Origin of the sequence: Pseudomonas sp. PSB11, from assembly GCF_014596605.1 — a bacterium.
Classification (GTDB): Bacteria; Pseudomonadota; Gammaproteobacteria; order Pseudomonadales; family Pseudomonadaceae; genus Aquipseudomonas; species Aquipseudomonas umsongensis.
Window position 1 is genome coordinate 214,165 of sequence record NZ_NOIO01000004.1, and the last position, 22,417, is coordinate 236,581.

General features: G+C 59.3%; 16 protein-coding genes. 11 read left to right on the top strand and 5 right to left on the bottom strand.

Annotated elements, in window-relative coordinates; all coding sequences use genetic code 11:
• Positions 1-27 precede the first annotated feature (27 nt).
• Complete coding sequence (locus tag CGA21_RS07695; protein ID WP_188263887.1) at positions 28-1,080, top strand: phosphotransferase; 1,053 nt, start codon at positions 28-30, stop codon at positions 1,078-1,080.
• A gap of 22 nt (positions 1,081-1,102) precedes the next feature.
• Here CGA21_RS07695 and groL read toward each other — a convergent pair whose 3' ends face one another.
• Entirely contained in the window at positions 1,103-2,719 is a 1,617-nt protein-coding gene (gene groL, locus CGA21_RS07700; protein ID WP_188263888.1) for a chaperonin GroEL, read from the bottom strand.
• 169 nt (positions 2,720-2,888) lie between these two features.
• Complete coding sequence (locus CGA21_RS07705) at positions 2,889-3,761, bottom strand: DNA-binding protein (RefSeq protein ID WP_188263889.1); 873 nt, start codon at positions 3,759-3,761, stop codon at positions 2,889-2,891.
• A gap of 78 nt (positions 3,762-3,839) precedes the next feature.
• On the opposite strand from CGA21_RS07705, the gene CGA21_RS07710 reads away from it, so the two are divergent.
• Positions 3,840-4,949 (top strand): site-specific integrase, encoded by a 1,110-nt coding sequence (locus CGA21_RS07710; RefSeq protein WP_110747151.1) that lies wholly within the window; start codon positions 3,840-3,842, stop codon positions 4,947-4,949.
• A 24-nt stretch (positions 4,950-4,973) separates the two neighbouring features.
• Here the strand turns inward: CGA21_RS07710 and CGA21_RS07715 are convergent, their stop codons facing one another.
• The 3 genes from CGA21_RS07715 to CGA21_RS07725 all read right to left on the bottom strand — a co-directional run bounded on the left by CGA21_RS07715 (position 4,974) and on the right by CGA21_RS07725 (position 11,677).
• Positions 4,974-10,478 (bottom strand): AAA family ATPase, encoded by a 5,505-nt coding sequence (locus tag CGA21_RS07715; protein ID WP_188263890.1) that lies wholly within the window; start codon positions 10,476-10,478, stop codon positions 4,974-4,976.
• A 182-nt stretch (positions 10,479-10,660) separates the two neighbouring features.
• Positions 10,661-11,074, bottom strand: a complete 414-nt coding sequence (locus tag CGA21_RS07720; RefSeq protein WP_188263891.1) for a hypothetical protein — start codon at positions 11,072-11,074, stop codon at positions 10,661-10,663.
• Between the two features lie 210 nt (positions 11,075-11,284).
• Positions 11,285-11,677: a response regulator transcription factor gene (locus tag CGA21_RS07725; RefSeq protein WP_188263892.1), complete on the bottom strand. Its 393-nt coding sequence runs from the start codon at positions 11,675-11,677 to the stop codon at positions 11,285-11,287.
• Positions 11,678-12,011: 334 nt separating this feature from the next.
• Between CGA21_RS07725 and CGA21_RS07730 the strand changes: the two genes are divergently transcribed.
• The 9 genes from CGA21_RS07730 to CGA21_RS07770 all read left to right on the top strand — a co-directional run bounded on the left by CGA21_RS07730 (position 12,012) and on the right by CGA21_RS07770 (position 22,346).
• Entirely contained in the window at positions 12,012-12,941 is a 930-nt protein-coding gene (locus tag CGA21_RS07730; protein WP_188263893.1) for a LysR substrate-binding domain-containing protein, read from the top strand.
• A gap of 146 nt (positions 12,942-13,087) precedes the next feature.
• Positions 13,088-13,762: a response regulator transcription factor gene (locus CGA21_RS07735; RefSeq protein WP_110747157.1), complete on the top strand. Its 675-nt coding sequence runs from the start codon at positions 13,088-13,090 to the stop codon at positions 13,760-13,762.
• A 275-nt stretch (positions 13,763-14,037) separates the two neighbouring features.
• Positions 14,038-14,541 (top strand): lecithin retinol acyltransferase family protein, encoded by a 504-nt coding sequence (locus CGA21_RS07740; RefSeq protein WP_223194068.1) that lies wholly within the window; start codon positions 14,038-14,040, stop codon positions 14,539-14,541.
• 306 nt (positions 14,542-14,847) lie between these two features.
• On the top strand, positions 14,848-15,699 hold the full coding sequence (locus CGA21_RS07745; protein WP_110747161.1) for a sugar phosphate isomerase/epimerase family protein: 852 nt from the start codon (positions 14,848-14,850) through the stop codon (positions 15,697-15,699).
• A 14-nt stretch (positions 15,700-15,713) separates the two neighbouring features.
• Complete coding sequence (locus tag CGA21_RS07750) at positions 15,714-16,784, top strand: isopenicillin N synthase family dioxygenase (protein ID WP_110747163.1); 1,071 nt, start codon at positions 15,714-15,716, stop codon at positions 16,782-16,784.
• Positions 16,785-16,829: 45 nt separating this feature from the next.
• Complete coding sequence (locus CGA21_RS07755) at positions 16,830-17,624, top strand: ABC transporter substrate-binding protein (protein WP_110747165.1); 795 nt, start codon at positions 16,830-16,832, stop codon at positions 17,622-17,624.
• A 64-nt stretch (positions 17,625-17,688) separates the two neighbouring features.
• The gene (locus tag CGA21_RS07760) at positions 17,689-19,236 is read left to right on the top strand and encodes an amino acid ABC transporter permease/ATP-binding protein (RefSeq protein ID WP_188263894.1); all 1,548 of its coding nucleotides are present in this window, start codon (positions 17,689-17,691) and stop codon (positions 19,234-19,236) included.
• 717 nt (positions 19,237-19,953) lie between these two features.
• Positions 19,954-20,742, top strand: coding sequence for an SDR family oxidoreductase (locus CGA21_RS07765; RefSeq protein WP_110747170.1), 789 nt, complete (start codon positions 19,954-19,956; stop codon positions 20,740-20,742).
• Positions 20,743-21,008: 266 nt separating this feature from the next.
• Complete coding sequence (locus CGA21_RS07770) at positions 21,009-22,346, top strand: MFS transporter (RefSeq protein ID WP_188263895.1); 1,338 nt, start codon at positions 21,009-21,011, stop codon at positions 22,344-22,346.
• Positions 22,347-22,417: the final 71 nt, after the last annotated feature.

Genomic DNA, 22,417 nt, shown 5'->3' on the forward strand with positions numbered 1-22,417 from the left:
AGGGCGGCTGGAGATGAGGAGGCCGGGATGAGCAACGAACAAGACGAAGTGATTGCCTTTCTCTCCCGACCATCCGCCTACGATACGTCCAACCGGCCTGTAGAGCGAATCGAGACCCATGGTTCGGTGATTTTCCTGCATGCCGACCGTGCTTATAAACTCAAGCGTGCAGTGGCGTTTGCCGAGCTGGACTTCCTCAGCCTGCACAGCCGGAAAAAAGCCTGCCGGGCAGAATTGTGGCTCAATCGACGAACAGCGCCGTCGCTGTATTTGCGCGTGAGTTCGATCAACCGCCAGGCCGATGGCCAATTGGTGCTCGACGGCCAGGGACCTGCGGTGGACTGGCTGGTGGTGATGCGCCGCTTTGCTCAGGATGGCCTGTTTGACCGCATGGCCGTCCAGGGGCATCTGACCGAACCGATGATGCAGCAGCTAGGCATCGAGATCGCCCGCTTTCATGCCTGCGCCCGGATCACTCCGTCCTTCGGGCGCATCCCGGACCTGTATGAGGAGATCGAGAAAAACTATCGGGAAATGTCCCGCTATGGCTCTTTTCTCGACAGCGCGAAAGTCATCTCGATTGCCCATGCCTCCAGGACGCTGCTGGCATCTTTGACTGCGTGCCTCGAAGAGCGACGCAGTCAGGGCCGCGTACGCCGCTGCCATGGCGATTTGCGCCTGGCCAATATCTGTCTGTTCGACGGGCAGCCGACCCTGTTCGACGGCATCGAGTTCAGTGAACGGATCGCCTGTATTGACGTGCTGTACGACCTGGCATTCGTGCTGATGGACCTGCAACACCACGGCCTCAACACGCTCGGTGCAGGTCTTTTGGCCACTTACATCAACCACTGCACCTGGAAAGAAGACTGCGAACCCTTGGCGCTGTTCCTTTCCCTGCGTGCCGCTACACGCTGTTTCTCCTTCGCTGGTGCAGCGCAACGTCATGCCGACCCGGCCACGCGCCATGAGAAAAGACAAAAAGCCATCTCGCTGATGCAGCAGGCGCTCGGTTATTTGCACGGTGAAAATCCGCTTCTCAATCACCTGGCGTTAACCGAGACAGCCGCCTATACCTGAATGCGCCCCCAAGCCGGCCTGCTCATTCAGGAAAAGGCGGCTGGGCGGGTGATTCCTTTTCCGGAATATCAGTGATGGTCGCCTCCGTCAGCAACAGAATGCTGGCCACCGATACGGCATTTTCGAGGGCAATACGCACCACTTTGGTCGGATCGATAATGCCGGCTTCGTACATGTCCACGTAACAGTTGGCGGACGCATCGAAACCGACGTTGCCGGGTTCTGCGAGCATGCGCGCAACCACCACGCCCGCGTCCACCGCCGAGTTTTCCGCGATGAGCCTGGCCGGGGCTTCCAGGGCCCGGCGAAGGATTTGCAGACCGGTCCTGACATCCCCCTCACAACGGGCTTCTTCGGCCGCGATCAGCGGGACCGCCTTGAGCAGGGCCAGCCCGCCCCCTGGCACAGTGCCTTCAGCAATCGCCGCGCGAGTCGCCGAGATGGCGTCATCCAGCGCATCCTTGCGTGCCTTCATTTCCGCTTCCGAAGGCGCCCCAACCCGGATCACTGCCACTCCACCAGACAGCCTGGCCAGTCGTTCCTGGAGTTTTTCCCGGTCGTAATCGCTGGTGGTGTGCTCCATTTGCGTGCGAATCTGTTGCAACCGCGCTTCAATCGCCTCCCGCGTACCTGCCCCACCAATCAATGCCGTGCTGTCCTTTTGCACCACAACGCGGTGCGCCCGCCCAAGCTGGCCCAACTCCACTTGCTCCAGCGTGATGCCCAAATCGTTGGAAACCACCGTCGCGCCTGTCAGCACAGCCATGTCCTGAAGCATTTCCTTGCGCCGATCACCAAAACCGGGCGCCTTGATGGCCACGGCTCGCAAGATGCCGCGTATCTGGTTGACCACCAGCGTGGTCAACGCCTCACCTTCGATGTCATCGGCGATCAAGACCAGTGGTTGACCACTTTTGGCAACAAGCTCGAGCAAGGGCAGCAGGTCCTTGAGCGCGCCTATCTTGTGGTCGCAGAGCAGCAAGTAGGCGTCATCGAGTTCTACCTGCATTTTCTCGGCATCGGTGACGAAATACGGCGAGACATAACCGCGGTCAAAACGCATCCCTTCCATCACCTCAACCACCGTTTCGGTGGTCTTGGACTCCTCGACGCTGACCACACCCTCAACACCGACCTTTTCCAATGCATCGGCCACCAACTGACCGATCACAGCATCGTTATGCGCCGACAGCGTGGCGACCTGGGCCTTTTCCTTGGGTGTGCTGACGGGGCGCGCCTGGGCGACGAGTGATTCCACCACCAACGACAAGCCGCGATCCAGGCCACGCTTGAGGTCGATCGCGCTCGCCCCCGCGACGACGTTGCGAATGCCATCGGCCAGGATGGCATGGGCCAGCACCGTCGAGGTACTGGTGCCGTCCCCTACTGCCTCGCCTGTGCGCTCGGCGGCCTGGCGCAGCATTTGCGCGCCCAGGTTTTCCTCGGGGTCTTGCAGGTCAACGCGCTTGGCAATCGTCACACCGTCGTTGCAGACCGTGGGATTGCCCCATTTATTCTGGATCAACACCGATTTGGATTTCGGGCCCAGTGTCACGCGCACGGCGTCCGCCAACTGCGTGGCACCACTGAGGATTTTCTCGCGGGCTGCAGCACGAAAGTCAATTTTACTGTGGGCCATCTGGGTGCACTCCTCGCCATTTGCATCACACATGCATTGAGGAATGCTCATATGGCGTCGCCCGTGTCATGTTGATCTTTATCAACAAAATCACCGGGTCAGTCCGCCCGGCAACCAGGGATGAAGCTAACTGGTGACAACCCCTGTCGACAGGCGCTCGTCACCCTCCTCAGGAAACGGTCTTCGGCGCAGCGGGCTTTCGTGTCCTTGGCTTGCGTTTTGTCGCGGGTGGCTGACGTACTTGGGCCAGTTGCTGCTCCAGTGTTTCGGCACGCGCGTGCTGTGCTGCCGCCCGTTGCTGGGTTTGGCTGAGTTCGGTTTGAATGGACTCCAGCCGCCGCTGCAACTGCTCGATCTGCCGCCCGGCCTCCTTGAAGTGGGCCGTCACGGCTTTGACCTCCTCCCGGGCGCGGTCGACCTCGCGGTGAGCACGATCCTCCACATTGCGTACGTAGCTCTCCTGGGCAACGCGCTCCTGCTCGGCCTTGAGCCGCAACGCCTGCAGATCCTGCTGCAATGCCTGATTCTGTTGCTGAGCATCACCGCGCTCACGCAGCAGAGCTTCGCGCTGTTCCTGCAGGTCCTCGATCTGCGTCTGACGCTGCGCCAGCAGCAACTCGAGATCTGCCAGCCGTGTCTCGACGGCCTGGCGTCCCGCCATCGCCTCCGAGGCCTGCTGACGAAACCGCGCCGCATCCTGCCGCGCCTGCTCCTCTACGGAGGCGACACGTTCGCGTTCGGCAGCTATCACCTGCCGTTGTTCGTCCAGCGCCTGTTCGGCCACGCCCTGTGCCAGGTGAATCGCCTGCTGCCACACCGCAACAAAAGCCTGCGACACCTCGCCCGGCAGTGTCGGCAGTCGAGTCTCGCCGCTCAGCCGCTCGGACAGGCGCGTCCACCATTGATCGAGCAAGCCACCCACCCGCGCCGGACTGCCACGACCCAACTCCAAGCGCACGCGCTCCACCGTCGGTCGCTCGCCACGGCCCAACACCGCGTCCGCCGCAGCAAACACCTCGTTTTCCGGCACCCCTACTGCCATGGTCCACCTCCGGGTATATTAGGTCTGATAATAGAATGTTATCCGACGTTATTTTTCAATCATTGGAATTATCATACGTTGAACGTATTAAATATTACACATCAGTTGACCTTGGTCGCTGAAACCCCGCTAGATCCGCATTTGCTCGCTGTAAACGCACAGGAAGCGGCGGCGGCGTTTATCGCTGCCGGCACGGCGGCGAACACGGTGCGCAGCTACCGCAGCGCCCTCGCCTACTGGTCGGCGTGGTTGCAGTTGCGTTATGGCCAAACCCTGGGCGGCCATGCGCTGCCGGCCGCAGTGGCCATTCAGTTTGTTCTCGATCACTTGGCTCGACCGCTGGAGGGCGGTGGGTGGAGTCATCTGCTGCCGCCGTCGATCGATGCCGCATTGGTGGCGGCAAGGATCAAGGCCAGGATCGGGCCACTGACCTACAACACGGTCTGTCACCGGCTGGCAGTGCTTGGCAAATGGCATCGGCTCAATGACTGGGACAGCCCGACCGAAGTGGCGGCGCTCAAGAGCTTGTTGCGCGAAGCGCGAAAGGCGCAGTCCCGCCAGGGCATCAACGTGCGCAAGAAGACCGCCCTGGTGCTCGAACCCTTGCAGGCACTGCTTGCCACTTGCAACGACGGCCTGTGCGGCGTGCGCGATCGGGCCCTGCTGTTGCTGGCCTGGAGTGGTGGCGGTCGACGGCGCTCTGAAGTGGTGAGCCTGCAGATCGGGGATGTGCGAGCGCTGGATGCCGACACCTGGGTGTATGCCCTGGGCGTCACCAAGACCGACACCGGCGGTACGCGTCGCGAGAAACCGCTGCGTGGCCAGGCGGCGCATGCCCTCGCCGCCTGGCTGGTCGCCGCACCCGCCACCCAAGGGCCGCTGTTTCGCCGGCTATACAAAGGCGGCAAGGTCGGCACCAGCGCATTGTCGACCGATCAGGTGGCGCGGATCGTTAAGCGTCGGGCGAAATTGGCCGGACTCGAGGGGGATTGGGCGGCGCACAGCCTGCGTTCGGGTTTCGTCACGGAAGCTGGACGCCAGGGCGTGCCACTTGGCGAAGTGATGGCAATGACCGAGCACCGTAGCGTCGGCACGGTGATGGGCTATTTCCAGGCAGGATCGCTGCTCAATAGTCGCGCCGCAGCGCTATTGCCGCCCCCGGAATCGACAGATACCGAGGGAAACTGATGCCCTGAGGGTTGGCGCGGCGTATCACGATTGAACGACAGGCACGGTGAACTCAAAAACTGCGCCGCGGGGCACGTTCGCGCTCGCCCACAATCGACCACCGTGTGCTTCGATGATCGAACGGCAGATGGACAACCCCATCCCCAGGCCGGTGGACTTGGTCGTGTAGAAAGGACCGAAAATATGCTCGGCGACCTGTGGGGCAAAGCCTGGCCCGGAATCGCGGACGGCCACCAGCACGCTGCCCGCGTCCGCCTCCCGCGTACTGATCAGCAACTCGCGCACGCTATCGCCGACACCATCCATGGCCTCCGTCGCATTGATGAGCAAGTTCATGAGCACTTGCTGTAACTGGATTCGATCGCCCTGGATGAGCGGCAGGCCGTCTGCAAGCTGGACTTGTACCGAGATGCCGTGCTTGCGTGTTTCGCCACGGGTCAGCTCGATCACTTCCCGGATGGCCTTGTTGATGTCCAGCGGCTCCTTTAGTGGTGGCGCTTTCTTCACCAGTTCACGAATGTGGCTGATCACTTCAGCCGCTCGATTGCCATCGCTGACGATGCGGCTGAGCGCCTGCCGCACCTCTTCCACGTCTGGCGGCTGGACGGACAGCCACCGCAGCGCAGCCTGGGCGTTGGTCACCGTCGCGGCGATCGGCTGCTTGACTTCGTGGGCAATCGAGGCCCCGAGCTGCCCCATCGTGGCGAGACGGTTGGCATGCGCCAACTCTGTCTGTACTTCACGATAGCGCCGCTCGCTTTCCCGCACGCTTTCCTCCGCCTGCTTGCGTTCGGTCAGATCGATGACGAAAGCGACACCATCCTTGTGACTGGCTTCGAACGTCGCAGCGCCGACCATGACAGGCACGCGACTGCCGTCCTTTTTTACGAACTCCTTCTCGAAGGGCTCCGCCCGCCCCGTTTCTTCGATTTCTCGTAGTACGCGTTCGTCGCTCTCGCGCCATTGCGCAGGTGTCATGTCCCTCCAGCGCAGACAACCTGCTTCAAAATCATCACGCGTGTATCCCACCATGCGAAGAAAAGAGTCATTGGCCTCCAGAATGTCACCCTCGATATTCCAGACAACGATCCCGATGATGTTCGCATCGACAAGACGACGGATATTCGCTTCGCGCTCCACGAGCTCCTGGTACAGATGGGCATTTTCCAATGCAATGGCGGCCTGCGAGGCCACCAGCCTCAGTACAGCGATGCGGGCGGGTGTGAACGCACGGGTGGTGAGATTGTTTTCCAGGTAGAGCGCTCCAGTGAGCTTTGCCTGGTTCATCAACGGCAAGCAGAGAATGGAACGAGCACGATGCCGGGCAATGTAAGGGTCGTCAGCAAACGAGGAATCGGCCACCGCATCATCGAGGATGACGCTCTCCCCGGTCCGCAGCACGTAATTCATAACGGACTCCGGCAGCACCGCCGCGGACACAGGCCAGTCTGACAGATGCACGACGACCGTTTCGCAACTGGTCGTTGCCTGCGCATTGATGCGCTGTTCGCCGCCATCCGGGAGAATCAACAGGCCGCGTTCGGCGCCTGCCTGTTCAAGCGCCGTACGCATCACCATCTCGATCAGTTTTTCGAGAACGATGTCACCCGAGACCGCCTGCGACACCTTGATTACGGTCGCCAGGTCAAGGTGCTCGACTGGCGTGGCGATCGTGCCTGTCGGGCCGGGCGCGACCTCTTGCGTTCCAAGGTGCGGATACATCTGCTCGAGTTGCCGCACCTTCCCGTCGGCTCGCCAGCGCAGGTAACAGTACCTGGCGTTTTGCCGATACGTCTCGGCAATGACCTCGAATTCGCGCGCCGCATAAAACTGTGCAGCGCGTTCGTAGGCCAGCGCCTCGATGTGCACAAAGCCGTTGGCGCGCGCCGAGCGGATGGCCAGCTGGTAGAGGCGCATAGCCTCAAGATCACGGTCTTCGATCCGCGCAACTTCCGCGCCCACCAGCGCGGCCCGGTGCTCGAAATTCTCGGGGCAATGTTGCGCCCAGACCTTGTGCTGGTCGTGATGCGTCGCCAGCGCTGCCATGTGTCGTTGTCGCTCGAGGGCTGGCACGCCATCGCAACTGGCGGCGTGGGACAGCGCGCTATAGAAGTGATACTCGGCTTCCTCGAAGAACGAAGCCGTGGTCCAGAGCAGCCCCTGGGCCTTCGTTGCGGCGTCCAGGGCCGTCGAATGGTCGCCGGCGATACAGCGCGCCTGCAATTTACGGATCCAGTACCAACAGGCGGCGATCGCCAGGTCCGGGTTTTCCGAAAAGCGGCGCTCGATGCGATGTTCATCAAACTGGCTGTCATCCAGACAACCGAATTGGGCCGTTAGCCCCCGAAGCGTGCGCATCAGCGCGACTTGCGTCGAGATGATGTCAACGGCAAGGCCGAACCGTGACTTCTCGGCAAACGCCAGGCCTTCTTCGGCTTCGCTGAGTGCCTCGGACAGCGACTCACCGGAAAAAATCAGATTCGAGTTCAGATCGTTACGCGTGTAGGTTGCATATTGGAGGTCACCGACGCGGTTTGCCGCTTCAAAAGCGCGGCGCTGCAGATCACGGCAGGCCCTCACGTGGGTCATCCAGGGCACGACAAAAAGCGCGAAGCAAACAAAGGTTCTTGCCTCGAGGCGTTTCAGCCCGCGCTGCTCGACGAGATCGTAGCCGAGCTGGCCGAAGCGAAAACCGGCCTTGTAGTCGCCAAAATGAGGTCCTGCGATCCTGATGAGGATGGCATAAGCGAAACAGGATGCATCGCAGTTGCCGCGTTCAAGGCTCAGGCTGACCGCCTTGCAGATCGTCAGGGAAGCCAGGTTCTCATCGGTATACAGGGCCGGCGTCCACAGCTTCATCAGGACATCGACGGTGGCCAGAGACGCGGGATCTTCCATCAGCGGCAAATCGATGAGCGCATCGATCGCCCGACTCCCCAGCGCGACCCAGATGCGCTCGTATTCGCGTCGCACCTCTTTGTCTTGCGGGTGGGGTGACCACTCGATTCCGAAATGCCGCAAGCAATCGAGGCCCACACCAATGGCGCGGCTGCTCTGATCGAGCACCAGGCAGACATCCATGTGCAGGCACGCGATGAGGGCTTGTTCGACGGCTGTGGTGGCGTGATTTGACAGCGCCGTCAAGCGCTCGTCCGCGACCGCTAACTCGCCGGTCAAAAATTCGCATTCGGCCCGGTTAAGCTCCAGTGCGAAGATTATTTCGTGCTGGAGCTCCCAACTGTCGTGAGCCAATAGCGCCATGCCGAAATTGAGATAGATCAGCGCCGACGCATAGGCGGTGGAGCCTTTGGCCCGTTTTCCCGCAATAAGGTTGAGCTCGGCGAGCTGGACCCGCTCCGCTTGCTGCGTGATCAGCTCAACGCCGCGATTAAGCTGATTGACGATCTCGAAGATCGCCTCCTCCCGCCTCTCGGCAGGAGTTTGTGCAACGAGCAGGCGACCGATGCGCAAATGGACCTCGGCACGCATTGCTGCCGGGATCAGCGAATAGGCCGCCTCCTGGATACGATCATGAATGAATTTGTAGGCGCCCTCCAGGCGCTCGACCAACTCCTGGCGAACGGCCTCCCAGAGAACCGTATGGACCTGCTTCTGCGAGGTCGCGAGAACGGTCGACAATATCGTGGTCTCGGCGATGTTGCCCAGGCAAGCGAGCTGCTGCAACGCATGCTGTGTTTCGACTGGCAGGCGGGTCAGTTTGCTCACCATCAAATCCACGACGTTGTCCGTGTAACCCTTGGCGCGGATGCGATCAAGGTCCCAGGACCAGCACTTCGCGCCATGATCGAAGTGGAACATGCCCGCTTCGGCAAGCGAATAGAGAAACTGAACCACGAAAAACGGGTTACCGCCGGTCTTCTCGTGCACCAACTGCGCCAGCGGCTCGACGCGAGCGGGCTCAGAGCAGGCTGCATCGGCAATCAGTTGCCCTAGGTCATCACGGGCAAGCCGTGCCAGCGCGATCTCTTCCAACTTGCCGCCAGCGTCCTTGATGGCTTGCAGCTTGCGCATCAACGGATGAGCGGGGCCGACCTCATTGTCTCGGTAGGCACCGATCACCATCAGGTACTGCAGATCCGTCCCCGTCAGCAGATCCTCCAGCAAGTCGAGCGTCGCCGAGTCGAGCCATTGCAGATCATCAAGGAACAGGGCCAGCGGATGTTCGCGCCGGGCGAACACACCGATGAATCGGCGAAGCACCAGTTGGAAACGGCTTTGCGCCTGCTGCGGCTCAAGCTCTGGCACCGGTGGCTGGTCACCCAGGATAAGCTTCAGCTCGGGAATGAGGTCGGCCATGAGCCGGGCATTGGGCTCCAGAGCCCTTAGTAGCGCGACGCGCCAGCTCGCCAGTTCGGTGTCGCTTCTGCCCAGCAGCGGCCGCACCAGGCTCTGAAAAGCCTGTACCAGGGTTGAATAGGGAATGTCACGCTTGTACTGGTCGAATTTGCCGGATGCAAAAATCCCCCTCGGCGGTACCAGTACCTTATGCAACTCATTGACGACCGAGGTTTTTCCGATGCCGGAATAGCCTGAGACCAGTACGAGCTCCGGCGCACCGTTTGTCACCACACGATCAAAGGCCGCGAGCAATGTATCGACCTCGCGCTCCCTGCCATAAAGCCTCTCGGGAATCACCAGCCGGTCAGGTATGTCGTGCTCACCCAGCTCGAAGTCGTCGATCTTGCGATCCCGCTCCCAACCAGTGAGGCAGCGTTGCAGATCGTGCTCAACGCCGGCCGCCGTCTGGTAGCGCTCCTCGGCCGTCTTCGCCAGCAGCTTCATGACTATGCGGGAGAGGAGCGAGGGAATCGGCTTCAACCTCTCGCAGGGCGGCACCGGCGTTCGGGCGATATGGCAATGCACCCATTCCATCGGCTCGACCGCTGAAAACGGCAGCGAGCAGGTGAGCATCTGGTAGAGCACGATTCCGAGCGAATAGAGGTCGCTGCGCGAATCGATGGAGCGATTCATCCGCCCGGTTTGTTCGGGTGCCATGTAGGCAAGGGTGCCAGCAATGGTTTCGGGCGGTTCGGGTGCCTGATGCTCGCGCGGCAGCCGCGAGGCGATACCAAACCCGGTGATCCGCGGCAGTCCGTCCCTGCAATTGACGAGGATATGACTGGGTTTGAGGTCCTTATGGACGAAGCCGCGCTGATGGAGTTGACCCAGCGCTGCCGCGATGCCGACGGCAAAACGTAAGACCTTGCCCACGTCGATGGGCGCGACGAGCATCTGCTCGAGGGGCTCACCGCCCGGGTCCTCCAGCACCAACAGGGTCTGCCCGTCTGCGCGCAGAAGTTCCAGCGGCCGCACCGCCCACGCGCTATCGAGTTCATCCTTGAGCCTGAACTCGTGAGCGAGGCGGTCGAGGCTGGCGGATGACGGATATTCGGCGGCGGGTCGCGCAATCAGTACGTTGTCAGTGCCCCCATTGCCCGGATACTGGCCCCGGCAGAAGAGGCGCTCGCCGTCCTCCCACGAGATTTGACGGCTTAGGTTGTTAACCATGGGCGCTGAAACCTGGTGTAGGGTTTACCTTGCAAATACTCTCCGCTGCCTGGCATGAAGCCAAGAGGTCGGCGCTTTCGCCCGCCAGAACCGCGTTGGAATCAGGATACTTGCCAAGCGTCGAGGTTGCAGTAGTTAGCGTTTTGCCAGATTACACCTGTGCCACCAGAAACGCCTATGGATCAGATAGCCGTTCGCGCGGTTCGCATCTCCTCCCTTTGATACATGCTGGTTTCAGCACCTGAGCGGAAACTGCCTGGAACACCGGCGATGTAACAATAGCCGCGGTCCATCAACCATACAGCAGAATGTCGGTTGATCGAGATGTCGCCGCTTGCTCGATGCCATGCAGTCGTCGTCGGTGGTCGACCACCCGGCGCGGCCGGTCGCTTCCAACGCAAGCGTCGACTGGAACCGCAGCAAAATGCGCCTGCGGTCAGGGCTTTGAGGTGGGGCAACGGGTCGATACAGAGGTCAATCAGCGACTTGATGAACGCCGGGTATCTGCTGTCAAGTTTGGCAAATACCTGAATCGACGCCTTGTTTGCGGTTGATGCTCCAATGTCGGAACTTGCATCAATATGCAGCAGTGCCATGGCACCTCCTTAAAACACGTAGTCGTTAAAACAGTGTCTTTGAGTCATGCACTCAGGTGTCGCAACTTGCCACAGCAAATCACGCTCCGTGCATTCATGATATTCACGGACACTCTCAGATGAACTTCTACATAGGTGCAATTACGATACGCATAGGACGAGTGCACTTATACGAACGTATATGTTGGCTCATCGCAAAACGTTTTATGTTCAGCGCGGCTGGCGGAGGCCGGCTTCGATGCAGCTCAGCAGTTTGTCGGCGTCAAAGGGTTTAGGCAGGCAGGTGATTAGCCCCACGGCACTGGCGTCGACGCACGGGGCTGCTTCGGGGTAAGCGGTGATGAATATGGTGGGAATGTCGAAGCCCTTTGCCACAAGTCTCTGATGCATTTCGACACCATCCATTCCTGGCATCTGGATGTCGGAAAGCAGGCAATGCGTTTCGGCGGGGCCACTGGAGTCTAGAAACGCCAGGGCGTTGCAATAGGATCGGACCTGGTAACCGCTAGACCGCAATAAATTCTCCAGTGCCGTACGTATGGATTCGTCGTCATCGACAATGGCAATCATCGCCGTTATGCAAACCTGGGAACCTTGTTTCATCTGGGCGCTTGTGATGTAACCTGTCATCACTTGAAAATACGCTGTCCTATAAGACGGGAAACTATACCAAGGTATAGCCTGCTGAGACCAACGTGTAATGGGGAGCACCTGTTAAATCATTTATCGCCCAGGTTAACTTGCCCAACCGGCAGAGTATACCCACGTACAGGATCGTCAAACCCAGGGATACTTCGTCTGGACGAAGGTACAAATGACGTCGCGTCATTACCTTACATAAGCTGGCCTCACATTGCTGGTCACCGGCGACACTGCGCCGCTGCCCGTTGTTCGAGTCCACCCAGCCAGGAAACCATGCGACCAGGCGGTGAATATGATGAACAGAAATGACCTGCGCCATGCTGATATCAATCTGCTGGTTATCTTCGAAGCCATGATCCAGGAGCGCAATGTTACCCGTGTCGCAGAGAAGCTGTTTTTGGGGCAGTCAACTATCAGTAGTGCCCTCGGCCGGCTCCGTTCGATGTTCAACGATCCGTTGTTCATTCGCACCGCAGGGGGGATGGAACCGACCGCTCGGGCCGCGGAGATCCATACACAACTTGCTCCAGCCCTCGATGGCATTGCCGTTGCGTTGAGCTGTACCAAGGGGTTCGATCCGCAAATCAGCGACGCGTCATTCCATGTCGGCCTCTCGGACGATGTCGAGTACGCGCTTCTTCCGCGCCTGATCAAACCTCTTCGCAAGGAGGCCCCGAACATCACCCTGATAGTGCGCAGGGTCGATCAGTGGCAATTGCCTCAACTGTTCCTCTCAGGGGAAATATCGGTGGGCATCAGCCCTGCACTGGGGTTACCAGCCAATGCCTATTGCAAGAGCTTGCGATCGATGCAGCCGATGCTGCTGCGTGCGGATAACACCCCCTGCCCCCTGGAGCTGGAAGAATTCTGTGAACGCCCCCATGTGGTAGTGTCTTCGATGGGAAAAGTTCTCGATGATGTAGACCACGCGTTGAGCCAGGTGGGACGACAGCGCAAGGTGGTGCTGGCCGTGCCTCAATTCAGCGCCCTGCCCGCGCTGCTCGATGGTAGCGACATGGTTGCCATCGTACCCGACTATGTCGCCCAGGCCATGGTTCGCCTGGAGGGAATGAACGCCGAGACCGTCCCGCTGGACCTCCCGGCTCCGGAACTGTCCATTGCCTGGCGCGGCGCTAGCCATAACGACCCGCGCGAGCGTTGGCTGCGCTCGTACCTTTGCCGGTATCTAAGTCAGCCGCACGAGCAGCCCGCAATTGCCGCTTGAAAGGCCAGGTTCTGCCGGCTGTCATCCGGTGCCGCACGGGCGTGTCCCAGGACAACCCAGCGCTGCGTAATTGCTGCCCGCTGTGTTAGGGAGTAAATTTGTCGGCGTGCATGCCACACCCTACCGGTCGGTAGAACGGAGGCGAAATGAGTTCGTGGTCGCGTTCCACTTCGGTCCAAAGCCCAGACAAACACAAGGTTCCGGTGGTTTACATAGTCGACGACGATGAGTCAATTCGACTGGCCCTTGACGCACTGCTTCGCTCGATCGGTTTGCACGTCGAAGCATTCGAATCCACGCAGGACTTTCTTGCCTTCCCCAAGAGCGATGTTCCGAGTTGCCTGATTCTCGATGTGAGGCTGCGTGGCGAAAGCGGCCTCGCTTTTCAGGAGCAGGTCGAGAAGAGCGCCGTGCGCATGCCGATCGTCTTCATGACCGGGCATGGCGACATTGCGATGACGGTCAAGGCCATGAAAGCAGGCGCAGTCGATTTCCTGGCGAAGCCGTTTCGCGATCAGGATATGCTGGACGCTGTCGCTAACGCGCTGGCGCGTGACACTGAGCGCCTGGCGGTCGACCAATCGAACCTGGCGCTGCATGCCGCCTACGAATCGTTGACACCCCGTGAACGTGAGGTCATGAGGTTCGTCGTGGCCGGCCTGATGAATAAACAGATTGCCTGCGAACTGAATCTCAGCGAGGTCACGGTGAAGGTCCATCGCGGGCAAGTCATGAAGAAGCTGGCCGCGCGCTCCGTCGCAGACCTTGTCAGAAAATCGGAATCACTGGGCATCGAGCCGCAGTCACGCAAGTTATCCTGACATCGTCAACGTTATTGGAACCTGTCGCGCAGGGAGTCGTTACTGGCGAACCGGTTTTATACTTACGTCTAAGAACGATATATTCATTGGTCACTTGATTTAAACATGCGCACAAATGAAGTCACGCAACCCCTGGGATAAATTGAACATCAAGGGTTGCGGAGGACTTTATCGTGAGCCATTTAACCAGTCAGGCAGCAAGTGAATCCTTGTCGATCCGTTCGACAATACTTATCTGCTTAACCATGATAACCACTCGCCTCTCGCGACAGTTGATGGCCCTGTCAGGCAAGAGCCCGCTATCGGTCGAATTTCGCAACAGGCACCGAGTGGCAAAAGGTTCAGCCAATCCATGCAGGTTGCTGGACATAACGCAAGACATTGGAAAACTACCCGTAGGATCGCACTTGATCAGTCCACGCAGATTCTATACGCATCACGGAATCCATCTGGGTGGCGGAGAGATTGCCCACTATTCGGGCTTTTGCAGTTCATTCAGGCCCGGGCCCATCGAAGCGACGACTATTGAACGTTTCGCCAATGGCAATACGGTCTGGGTAGTGCAAGAACAGTGTGAGTTTTCCAACGATGAAATAGCCAGTCGTGCGCGCTCAAGAATCGGCGAGTGCCAATACAGATTGCTTTCAAATAACTGCGAGCATTTCTGCAGTTGGTGCATCAACGGAAAAAGCTACAGCGCTCAAGTCAATGCGTACTTTGGTTTTTCAGTCAGTCTTTTCACTTTGAATCCTGCGTCGCAGCCAGACTTCATAGCGTAGTTCCCACCGGAAATTCGATGCCTGGGCGCCGACCAGGTGCTCACATCCTCTCCACATCCACCCAGGGCGGGCCATCGGTGGTCCAGCGTCTCTTGGCACTCTTCAAAATGATGCCGAAACAATGGCACGTCACGCCAGTGCCCAGCGTAGACGCCTACACGGAGCTAAATTCTTGCGTGAAATGCTGAATAAGTAGCTCGCTATTTGTTGATGAAAGTCTGAAGTATTGATTTGAATTTTGCGATTCTTCGAAGCCGCCGCCTATGCCTAACATCGGCTCCACAGCGAACTGGCCGAGGATCACCGATGAAGCTGGAAATATTCCGCACGTTGTGGGGTTACACCGCCAGCAAGGCCCAGGCGCTTGAGGAGCTCCTGCATGCAGGCTTTGACGGGATGGAAGCGCGTCTGCCACTGGATGCGCATGAAAGAGCAGAATTCAGGGCCTTCCTCCAGGGCAACGGCGTGGGTTACATCAGTACCGTTTTCACCGCTTACGATGTACTGCCGGACCAGTCGGCCTCCCCTGCCACCCACCTCGATGACCTCGATCGCAAACTGGCCTTGGCCGCCGAGCTGCGCCCACGCTTTGTCAACGTGCTGGCGGGCAATGACCGCTGGGCCATGGCGCAACAAGTGGAGTTCTTCGGCCAGGCACTGGAACTGGCGCGCAAGCACGGCCAGGTCTGCAGTTTTGAAACCCACCGCTCGCGGTCGCTGTTCAACCCTTGGGTGACCCTGGAGTTGATCCGGCAGCTGCCCGACTTGTTGTTCACCAGTGACATCAGCCATTGGGTCGTGACCTGCGAGCGGCTGTTAAATGATCCGGCCGATGACCTGAGCGCTTTCGTCGAGCGGGTTCACCATATCCAGGCCCGGGTCGGCTATGACCAGGGCCCACAGGTTCCGCACCCGGGAGCGCCTGAATATGCCAAGGAACTGGCATTCCATCAGCAGCACTGGGAAAGCATCTGGCGCTCGCAGCAAGCCCGCGGTTACCAGGTCAGCACCCTGACCCCGGAATTCGGCGCCGACGGCTACTTGCATCATTTGCCCTTCACCAATGTCCCGGTGGCCGACTTGTGGTCATTGAACGTGTGGATGGGCCAGACCGAGCGCGAACACTTCGAGCGTTTCTACCACTCAAGCCATCCTTAGGGAGCCGACGCGTCATGCCTGACAATAAAAATAAAAGCATCAGCACTGACACACGCAAAGCCAACTTCAACAGCATCCCGGTGGTCAACATCGCCGGCCTGTTCAGTTTTGAACTGGAACACCGCCTGGCCGTGGCAGAACAATTGGGGCGCGCCGCCAGCGATGTCGGGTTTCTCTATATCACCGATCACGGCATCGACCCGCAGCTGATCGCCAACCTGCGCAAGGCGGCCAAGGACTTTTTCGACCAACCCTTCGACACCAAGATGCAGCACTACATCGGCACTTCACAAACCCACAAGGGTTTTGTACCCGAAGGCGAAGAGGTTTATTCCAAAGGCAAGCCGGACCACAAGGAAGCCTTCGACGTCGGTTTCGAAGTCCCGGCCGATGACCCGCTGGTGCTGGCCAACACGCCGCTGCTGGGACCAAACGACTGGCCGCAGCTGCCAGGTTTCAAGGCGGCGGTGCAGGCCTACTATGAAGCGATTTTCGCCTTGGGCCGGCGCCTGTTCGCAGGCTTTGCCCTGACCTTGGGCCTGGAAGAAAACTATTTCGACAGCCTGGTCACCCGTCCGCCGTCAAAACTGCGCCTGATCCACTACCCGTTCGACGGGGCCGCCCATGACGCACCGGGACTTGGCGCCCATACTGATTACGAGTGCTTCACCATTCTCCTGGCCGACAAACCGGGCCTTGAGGTGATGAATAACCTCGGACAATGGATCGATGCACCACCGATTGCCGATGCCTTTGTGGTCAACATCGGCGACATGCTGGAAGTGATGACCGCGGGCGCATTCGTTGCCACGGCGCACCGGGTGCGCAGTGTGAAGGAGGAGCGTTATTCCTTTCCGCTGTTCTATGCCTGCGACTATCACACCCAGATCAAACCGCTGCCAGGATTCGCCCAGGCCGGCAACGACTACGAAGAGATCACGATCGGCGAACACATGTATGGCCAGGCGCTGCAGACCTATCAGTATCTGCGCCAGAGAGTGGCCAACGGGGACGTTCAACTGCCAGGCAAGGCACGTAAGCCCGCCAGTTTCGGACACCTGAAAAATCAGGCGCAACCGTCCTGATTGAAGTTTTCAGCTACACCCTACCAACGCCGGAGTCAGTAAAAAATGAAAAACAAGAACAAGAACCTGTTGGGCCTGGCTGTATTGGCAGCCGGTATGCTCGGCGCCTCGATGAGCATGGCAGCGACAGACACGTTCAAGGTCGGGATGGAAATCACCTACCCGCCGTTCGAGTCCTATGACAAGGACAAGAACGTGGTGGGCTCGGATCCCGAGCTGGCTGCGGCCCTGGCCAAACACATGAACGCCAAGGCAGAGTTCGTCGACACCAAGTTCCCCAGCCTGATCCTTGGCCTGAACTCCGGCAAATACGACGCGGTGATTTCCGGCATGTACATCACCCCAGAGCGCCAGACCCAGGCCCAGACGATCGCCTATGCCAACACCGGTGCCGCCGTCATGGTGCCCAAGGGCAGCGAGATCAACGCAAAAAAACCTGAAGACCTGTGCGGGTTGAAACTGGGCCTGGAACAAGGCACGACCTGGGTCAAGGAATTCAGGAAGCTGTCCGATGAGTACTGCGTGCCCAACAACAAAGGCGCCATCACCGTCAGCGAGTACCCCTCGGCACCCGAAGTGACCCAGGCCCTGCTGTCCAAAAACATCCAGGCCCAGGTCGAAATCGCCGGCGCGGCAAAAATGATCGCGGAAAAGACCAATGGCCGGGTGGTGATCACCACTGAGCACCCGATCTATCAACAAACCCTGGGCATCTTCGTCAAGAAAGGTAACGACGAAACCTTCCAGGCTGTGCAAAAAGCGTTCGAGGAAACCAAAAAGAGCGGTGAGTACGCCGCTATTCTGAAGAAATATGGCCTGGAAGAACCAACCTCCCACTAAGAACCTGTCCTTGTAGTCTGGTCATCTGCCGCCTCTGCACGGGGGCGGCAGATCGAGGTGCCCCATGCAATTCGATTGGTCGTATTTCTTCTCCCTGTTCTCCCTGCCAGACTTCTGGAATGCCTGCGTCACGGTGGTCCAGCTCAGTGCCCTGGCCTGGTTCATCGGCATGCTGCTGGGCTTTGTCCTGGCCACGGCCAAGCTGTCCCACTCGCCTCTGCTGCGCATTCCCGCAGCGGTCTATATCTGGTTCTTCCGCAGCATCCCGCTGCTGGTGCTGGTGGTCTTCGTCTACAACCTTCCGCAATTGTTTCCCAGCAGCGGGCCCATCCTGTCCAATCCTTTCTATTCCGGCTTGCTGGCCCTGGTGGTCACGGAAGCGGCGTACATGGCGGAAATCCACCGCGGTGGACTGATCTCGGTGGCCAAGGGGCAAAAGGAGGCCGGACGCGCGCTGGGTATCGGCCTGTTCGGCATGCAGCGCTTGATCGTGATCCCCCAGGCGTTCCGTATCTCGCTGCCGACCCTGATCAATGAATACATCACGGTGGTCAAGCTGACGTCGCTGGTCTCGGTCATCTCCCTGACCGAAATCCTCACGGTCGGCCAACGCCTCTACGCCACCAACTTCCTGGTCATGGAAACCCTGGCGGCGGTCGGCGTGTACTACGTGTTGATCGTCACCGTGTTCGGCTTTTTCCTGCAGCGCCTGGAGCGCTACCTGGACCTTAACTTCCGCAAGCCGCACACCCTCGATGACGCCGCCGTGGCCAAGTTCAAGGCCTGCGCCGAAGCCTTGCCCGACAGTGCGCGCAAGGCAGCCGGCAATAACACGACGCCTATCCTGCAACTGAAGAACATCCAGAAGAGCTACGGCACGCACAAAGTGCTGCTGGGTATCGACTTGAGTGTCGACTACGGCCAGGTGGTCTCGATCATCGGGCCATCCGGTTCCGGCAAGACGTCGCTGATCCGCACGGTCAACGGCCTGGAAAGCATCGATAGCGGCGACATCTCGTTGTTCGGCGAAACATTCATCGAAGCCTCGGACAAACCCAACAGCGCCCGCCTGCGCAAAGGCGTGCGGCACATCGGCATGGTGTTCCAGAACTTCAACCTGTTCCCGCACCGCACCATTCTCGATAACGTCACCCTGGCACCGCGTTACCACGGCCAGCCGGGCGAGCTGAGTGAACATCGTGCGTATGCGTTGCTGGACAAGGTCGGCCTGCTGGCCCATGCCCACAAGTACCCGCACCAGCTCTCCGGTGGACAGCAACAACGTGTGGCGATCGCCCGGGCCCTGGCCATGGAGCCGCAGATCATGCTGTTCGACGAGCCGACCTCGGCCCTCGACCCTGAACTGGTCAACGACGTGCTGAACGTGATCCGCGACCTGGCCAGGGAAGGCATGACCATGCTGATCGTGACGCACGAAATGGACTTTGCCATGTCGATCTCCGACCGGGTGATCTTCATGGAGAACGGCAATATCCAACTCGATGCCGCACCTGAAACCATCCTGTGCGATGCCCAAGGAGAGCGGGTGCGGCGCTTCATGGGGATTGCGGCACGATCGACAAAACCGTCTGCAACGGTGGATCTTGCATGAATAGACAGCCCTTTTCTTGTAATGCTGTTCACTTTAGGTTGGCGCGGCGGCGGGGTTGGATTGGGTGCATATCCATTCCTGCGGTAACGGCCACCTAGGGTTCCGCTTTTACAGCGGGTCACTTGGAAAAACGGAACGCCGCCCGGCCTGTAGGAGCGAGCATGCTCGCGATGGTGGTCAACGATGACGCGGGGAGCCTGACACCCCGTGGAGCCCTCAGGTTTTTCGTCGGAACGCCGCCCGGAGCATGCTCGCTCCTACAGGGCACGCCGCGAGGGGCAAGAAAATCAAAAGCAAAAGCAAAAGCGAGGCGGCCTGACAGCCGACCTGGTTGCAGGTGTGTCTGCGATCCCATTGTGGGAGCGAGCCTGCTCCGGGCGGCGTTCCGACGATGGACTTCCAGGCACCGCGTTCATCCAGACGGGGCGCGTTATCGTTAACGTCAATCGCCAGCAGGCTGGCTCCCACAGGGGATTGGGGGTATCCGCAAAGATCAGGTCGGCTATAAGGCCGCCTCGCTTTGTTTTTGGCGCCCCGTTAACCATGTGTCCGGTCCGTACCGGCGCTTGAAAAAGGGAGTCGCCGTAAGGGCAAAACCATAAGTCGCCGTTACCGCAGGAATGGAAACACACCCAATCCAGTTCTTGACTACAACCCCATGCTTGAGTGAACAGTATTGTCCCTTAACTTGAGCTTTTTTCTTACAGGAATACACGCATGAACCTTGGAATAGCAGGACGCTGGGCGCTGGTGTGCGCTGCCAGCAAAGGCCTGGGTAAAGCCTGCGCCCAGGCACTCGTCAGCGAAGGCGTGAACGTGGTGATTACTGCCCGAGGCGAACAGGCGCTGAATGAAACAGCCCGTCAGCTCAGGTCGTTGAATCCTGAAGTGACTGTGATCGCCGTCGCCGGCGACATTGCAACACCTGAGGGACGTGCGGCAGCCCTCGCTGCCCACGGGCATTTCGATATCCTGATCAACAACGCTGGAGGCCCTCCTCCCGGGGATTTCCGCGACTGGAACCGCGATGCCTGGCTCAAGGCGCTGGACGCCAACATGCTGACCCCTATCGAGCTGATCAAGGCAACGGTAGACGGCATGGCGACCCGCGGATTTGGCCGCATCATCAACATCACCTCGAGTGCGGTGAAATCGCCCATCGAAAGCCTGGGCCTGTCCAATGGCGCCCGCAGTGGCCTGACAGGGTTTGTCGCAGGACTCGCCCGGCAGGACAACATTGCCAGTCGTAATGTGACGATCAACAACCTGCAACCGGGCTCATTCGACACCGATCGCCTGCGTGACAACCTGGTCGCCGCCGCGCAAGAACTGGGCCAGGACAGTGAAGCCTTCCTCGACGAATGCCGTCGCGAAATTCCCGCTAAACGCTTCGGCTCACCCGAGGAGTTCGGTGCTCTTTGCGCCTTCGTGTGCAGCAGTCACGCGGGCTACCTGACCGGGCAGAATCTGCTGATTGATGGAGGGGCCATTCGCTCCAGCCAATAAAATGGCAGGCACACTGGCCTGGATGCTTTCGCCCTTCGCTCAGACCCGTCACTACAGCGCAGTTTCGAACTGCGCTTTGTTTTTCTTCAGCCCGTAAATCTTTTCAATGACAAGTGCCTCGCTGGCGCCTGCCTACCATACCCCCAAGGTATCGCTTAGCACCCAAATGATATTAGACCCCACCGGACATCACACTTAGCCTGTGATTCGGCAGGGTCTGCCTGCGCGTAAAAACTATAAAAAATGCCTTACTGAATGGAGCAGTCATGAGCACTCATTATTCAATTCCCGAGCTGATCGATAGCACTCGAGTCAGCTATTTTCAGTGGCGGGTTTTCGCCCTTTGTTTTTTCGTCGCCATTCTTGATGGATTCGATACCCAAGCCATTGCCTTTACCGGTCCCTCGATCACTGAGGCCTTCGGACTCGGCGCAGGCGCCTTGGCGCCCATCCTGACCGCCGGAATTGTCGGCATGGTGCTCGGCGCCATGGTACTGGGCCTGATGGGCGACAAATTCGGCCGCCGGCCCGCCATTATCGGGTCGGTTGCCTTGTTCGGTTTCGCCTCCCTGGCAACGGCATTTGCCCAGACTACCGAGCAGATCCTGGTCTTGCGCTTTATCGCCGGGCTTGGCATGGGCGGTGCAACACCCGTGGTTCTCTCGCTCGCCGCCGAGTATGGCAGCGCAAGACAACGCGGCACGATCATGACCACGGTCCTGCTCGGTTTACCTGCGGGTGCCATTCTGGGCGGCTTGCTGGCGGCCAGGATGCTGCCCTCGATTGGCTGGCAAGGCATCTTCGCCGTTGGCGGTATCGTGCCGCTGGTACTGGTGTTGGTCTTGATGTTCGCACTGCCGGAGTCGTTGTATTTCCTGACCCGGCAACGGACCCGTGGCAGCGTTGAACAGATCGGGAAAATTGTCGCCAGCATCACCAGGAATCCAACACTCCCGGGCAGCACCTACAGCGTCCCGGAGGCCGATGTAAAAACCAGTGTCACTTCCCTGTTCTCTGGCGGCCTGGCGCGCAATACCTTTGGCATATGGACGGTCTACCTTTTCAACTGGGTGGCATGGTTCATGTTCCTGTCCTGGCTGCCCACTGTTCTCAAAGCAACGGGACTGCCGGCAGAGCAGGCACCCATGGGCACTGTTGCGGTCAACGCCGTGTTTGTCGTGTGTGCCATTCCGCTGTCAATCATCTTGCCGAAAATCAACGTTCGGCTATTGCTGCTGGCCTTGTTTGTCTTTGGTATTGCCCTGTGCCTGGGCTTGGCGAATAGCGGCACCCATTGGGCGCTGGTGTTCACCCTCGCCGGTCTCGCAGGCCTGGGCATTGGTGGGCAGCAAATCGTCTTGAACTACATGGTTGCCCAGGCGTATCCCACCGCATTGCGGGCAACCGCCACCGGCTGGGCGATTGGACTGGGCCGGGTGGGCGCCATCATCGGATCGGCAAGCGGCGGCTGGTTTCTGGAGCACGGAGGTCCTGCCGGTTATTACTCAGCGCTGATCGTGCCGTTGGCGATAGCAGCGGCAGCACTCTTGATCATTCGCACCCAAGCCGATGCACCGGCTAGCCAACCTGTCGCGGCGCATTGAAGGACAAGGACCAACACAATCGCGCCCCAGCGCCATCGCGCGGGGGCGTTCCTTTCATCACCAGGCGATGA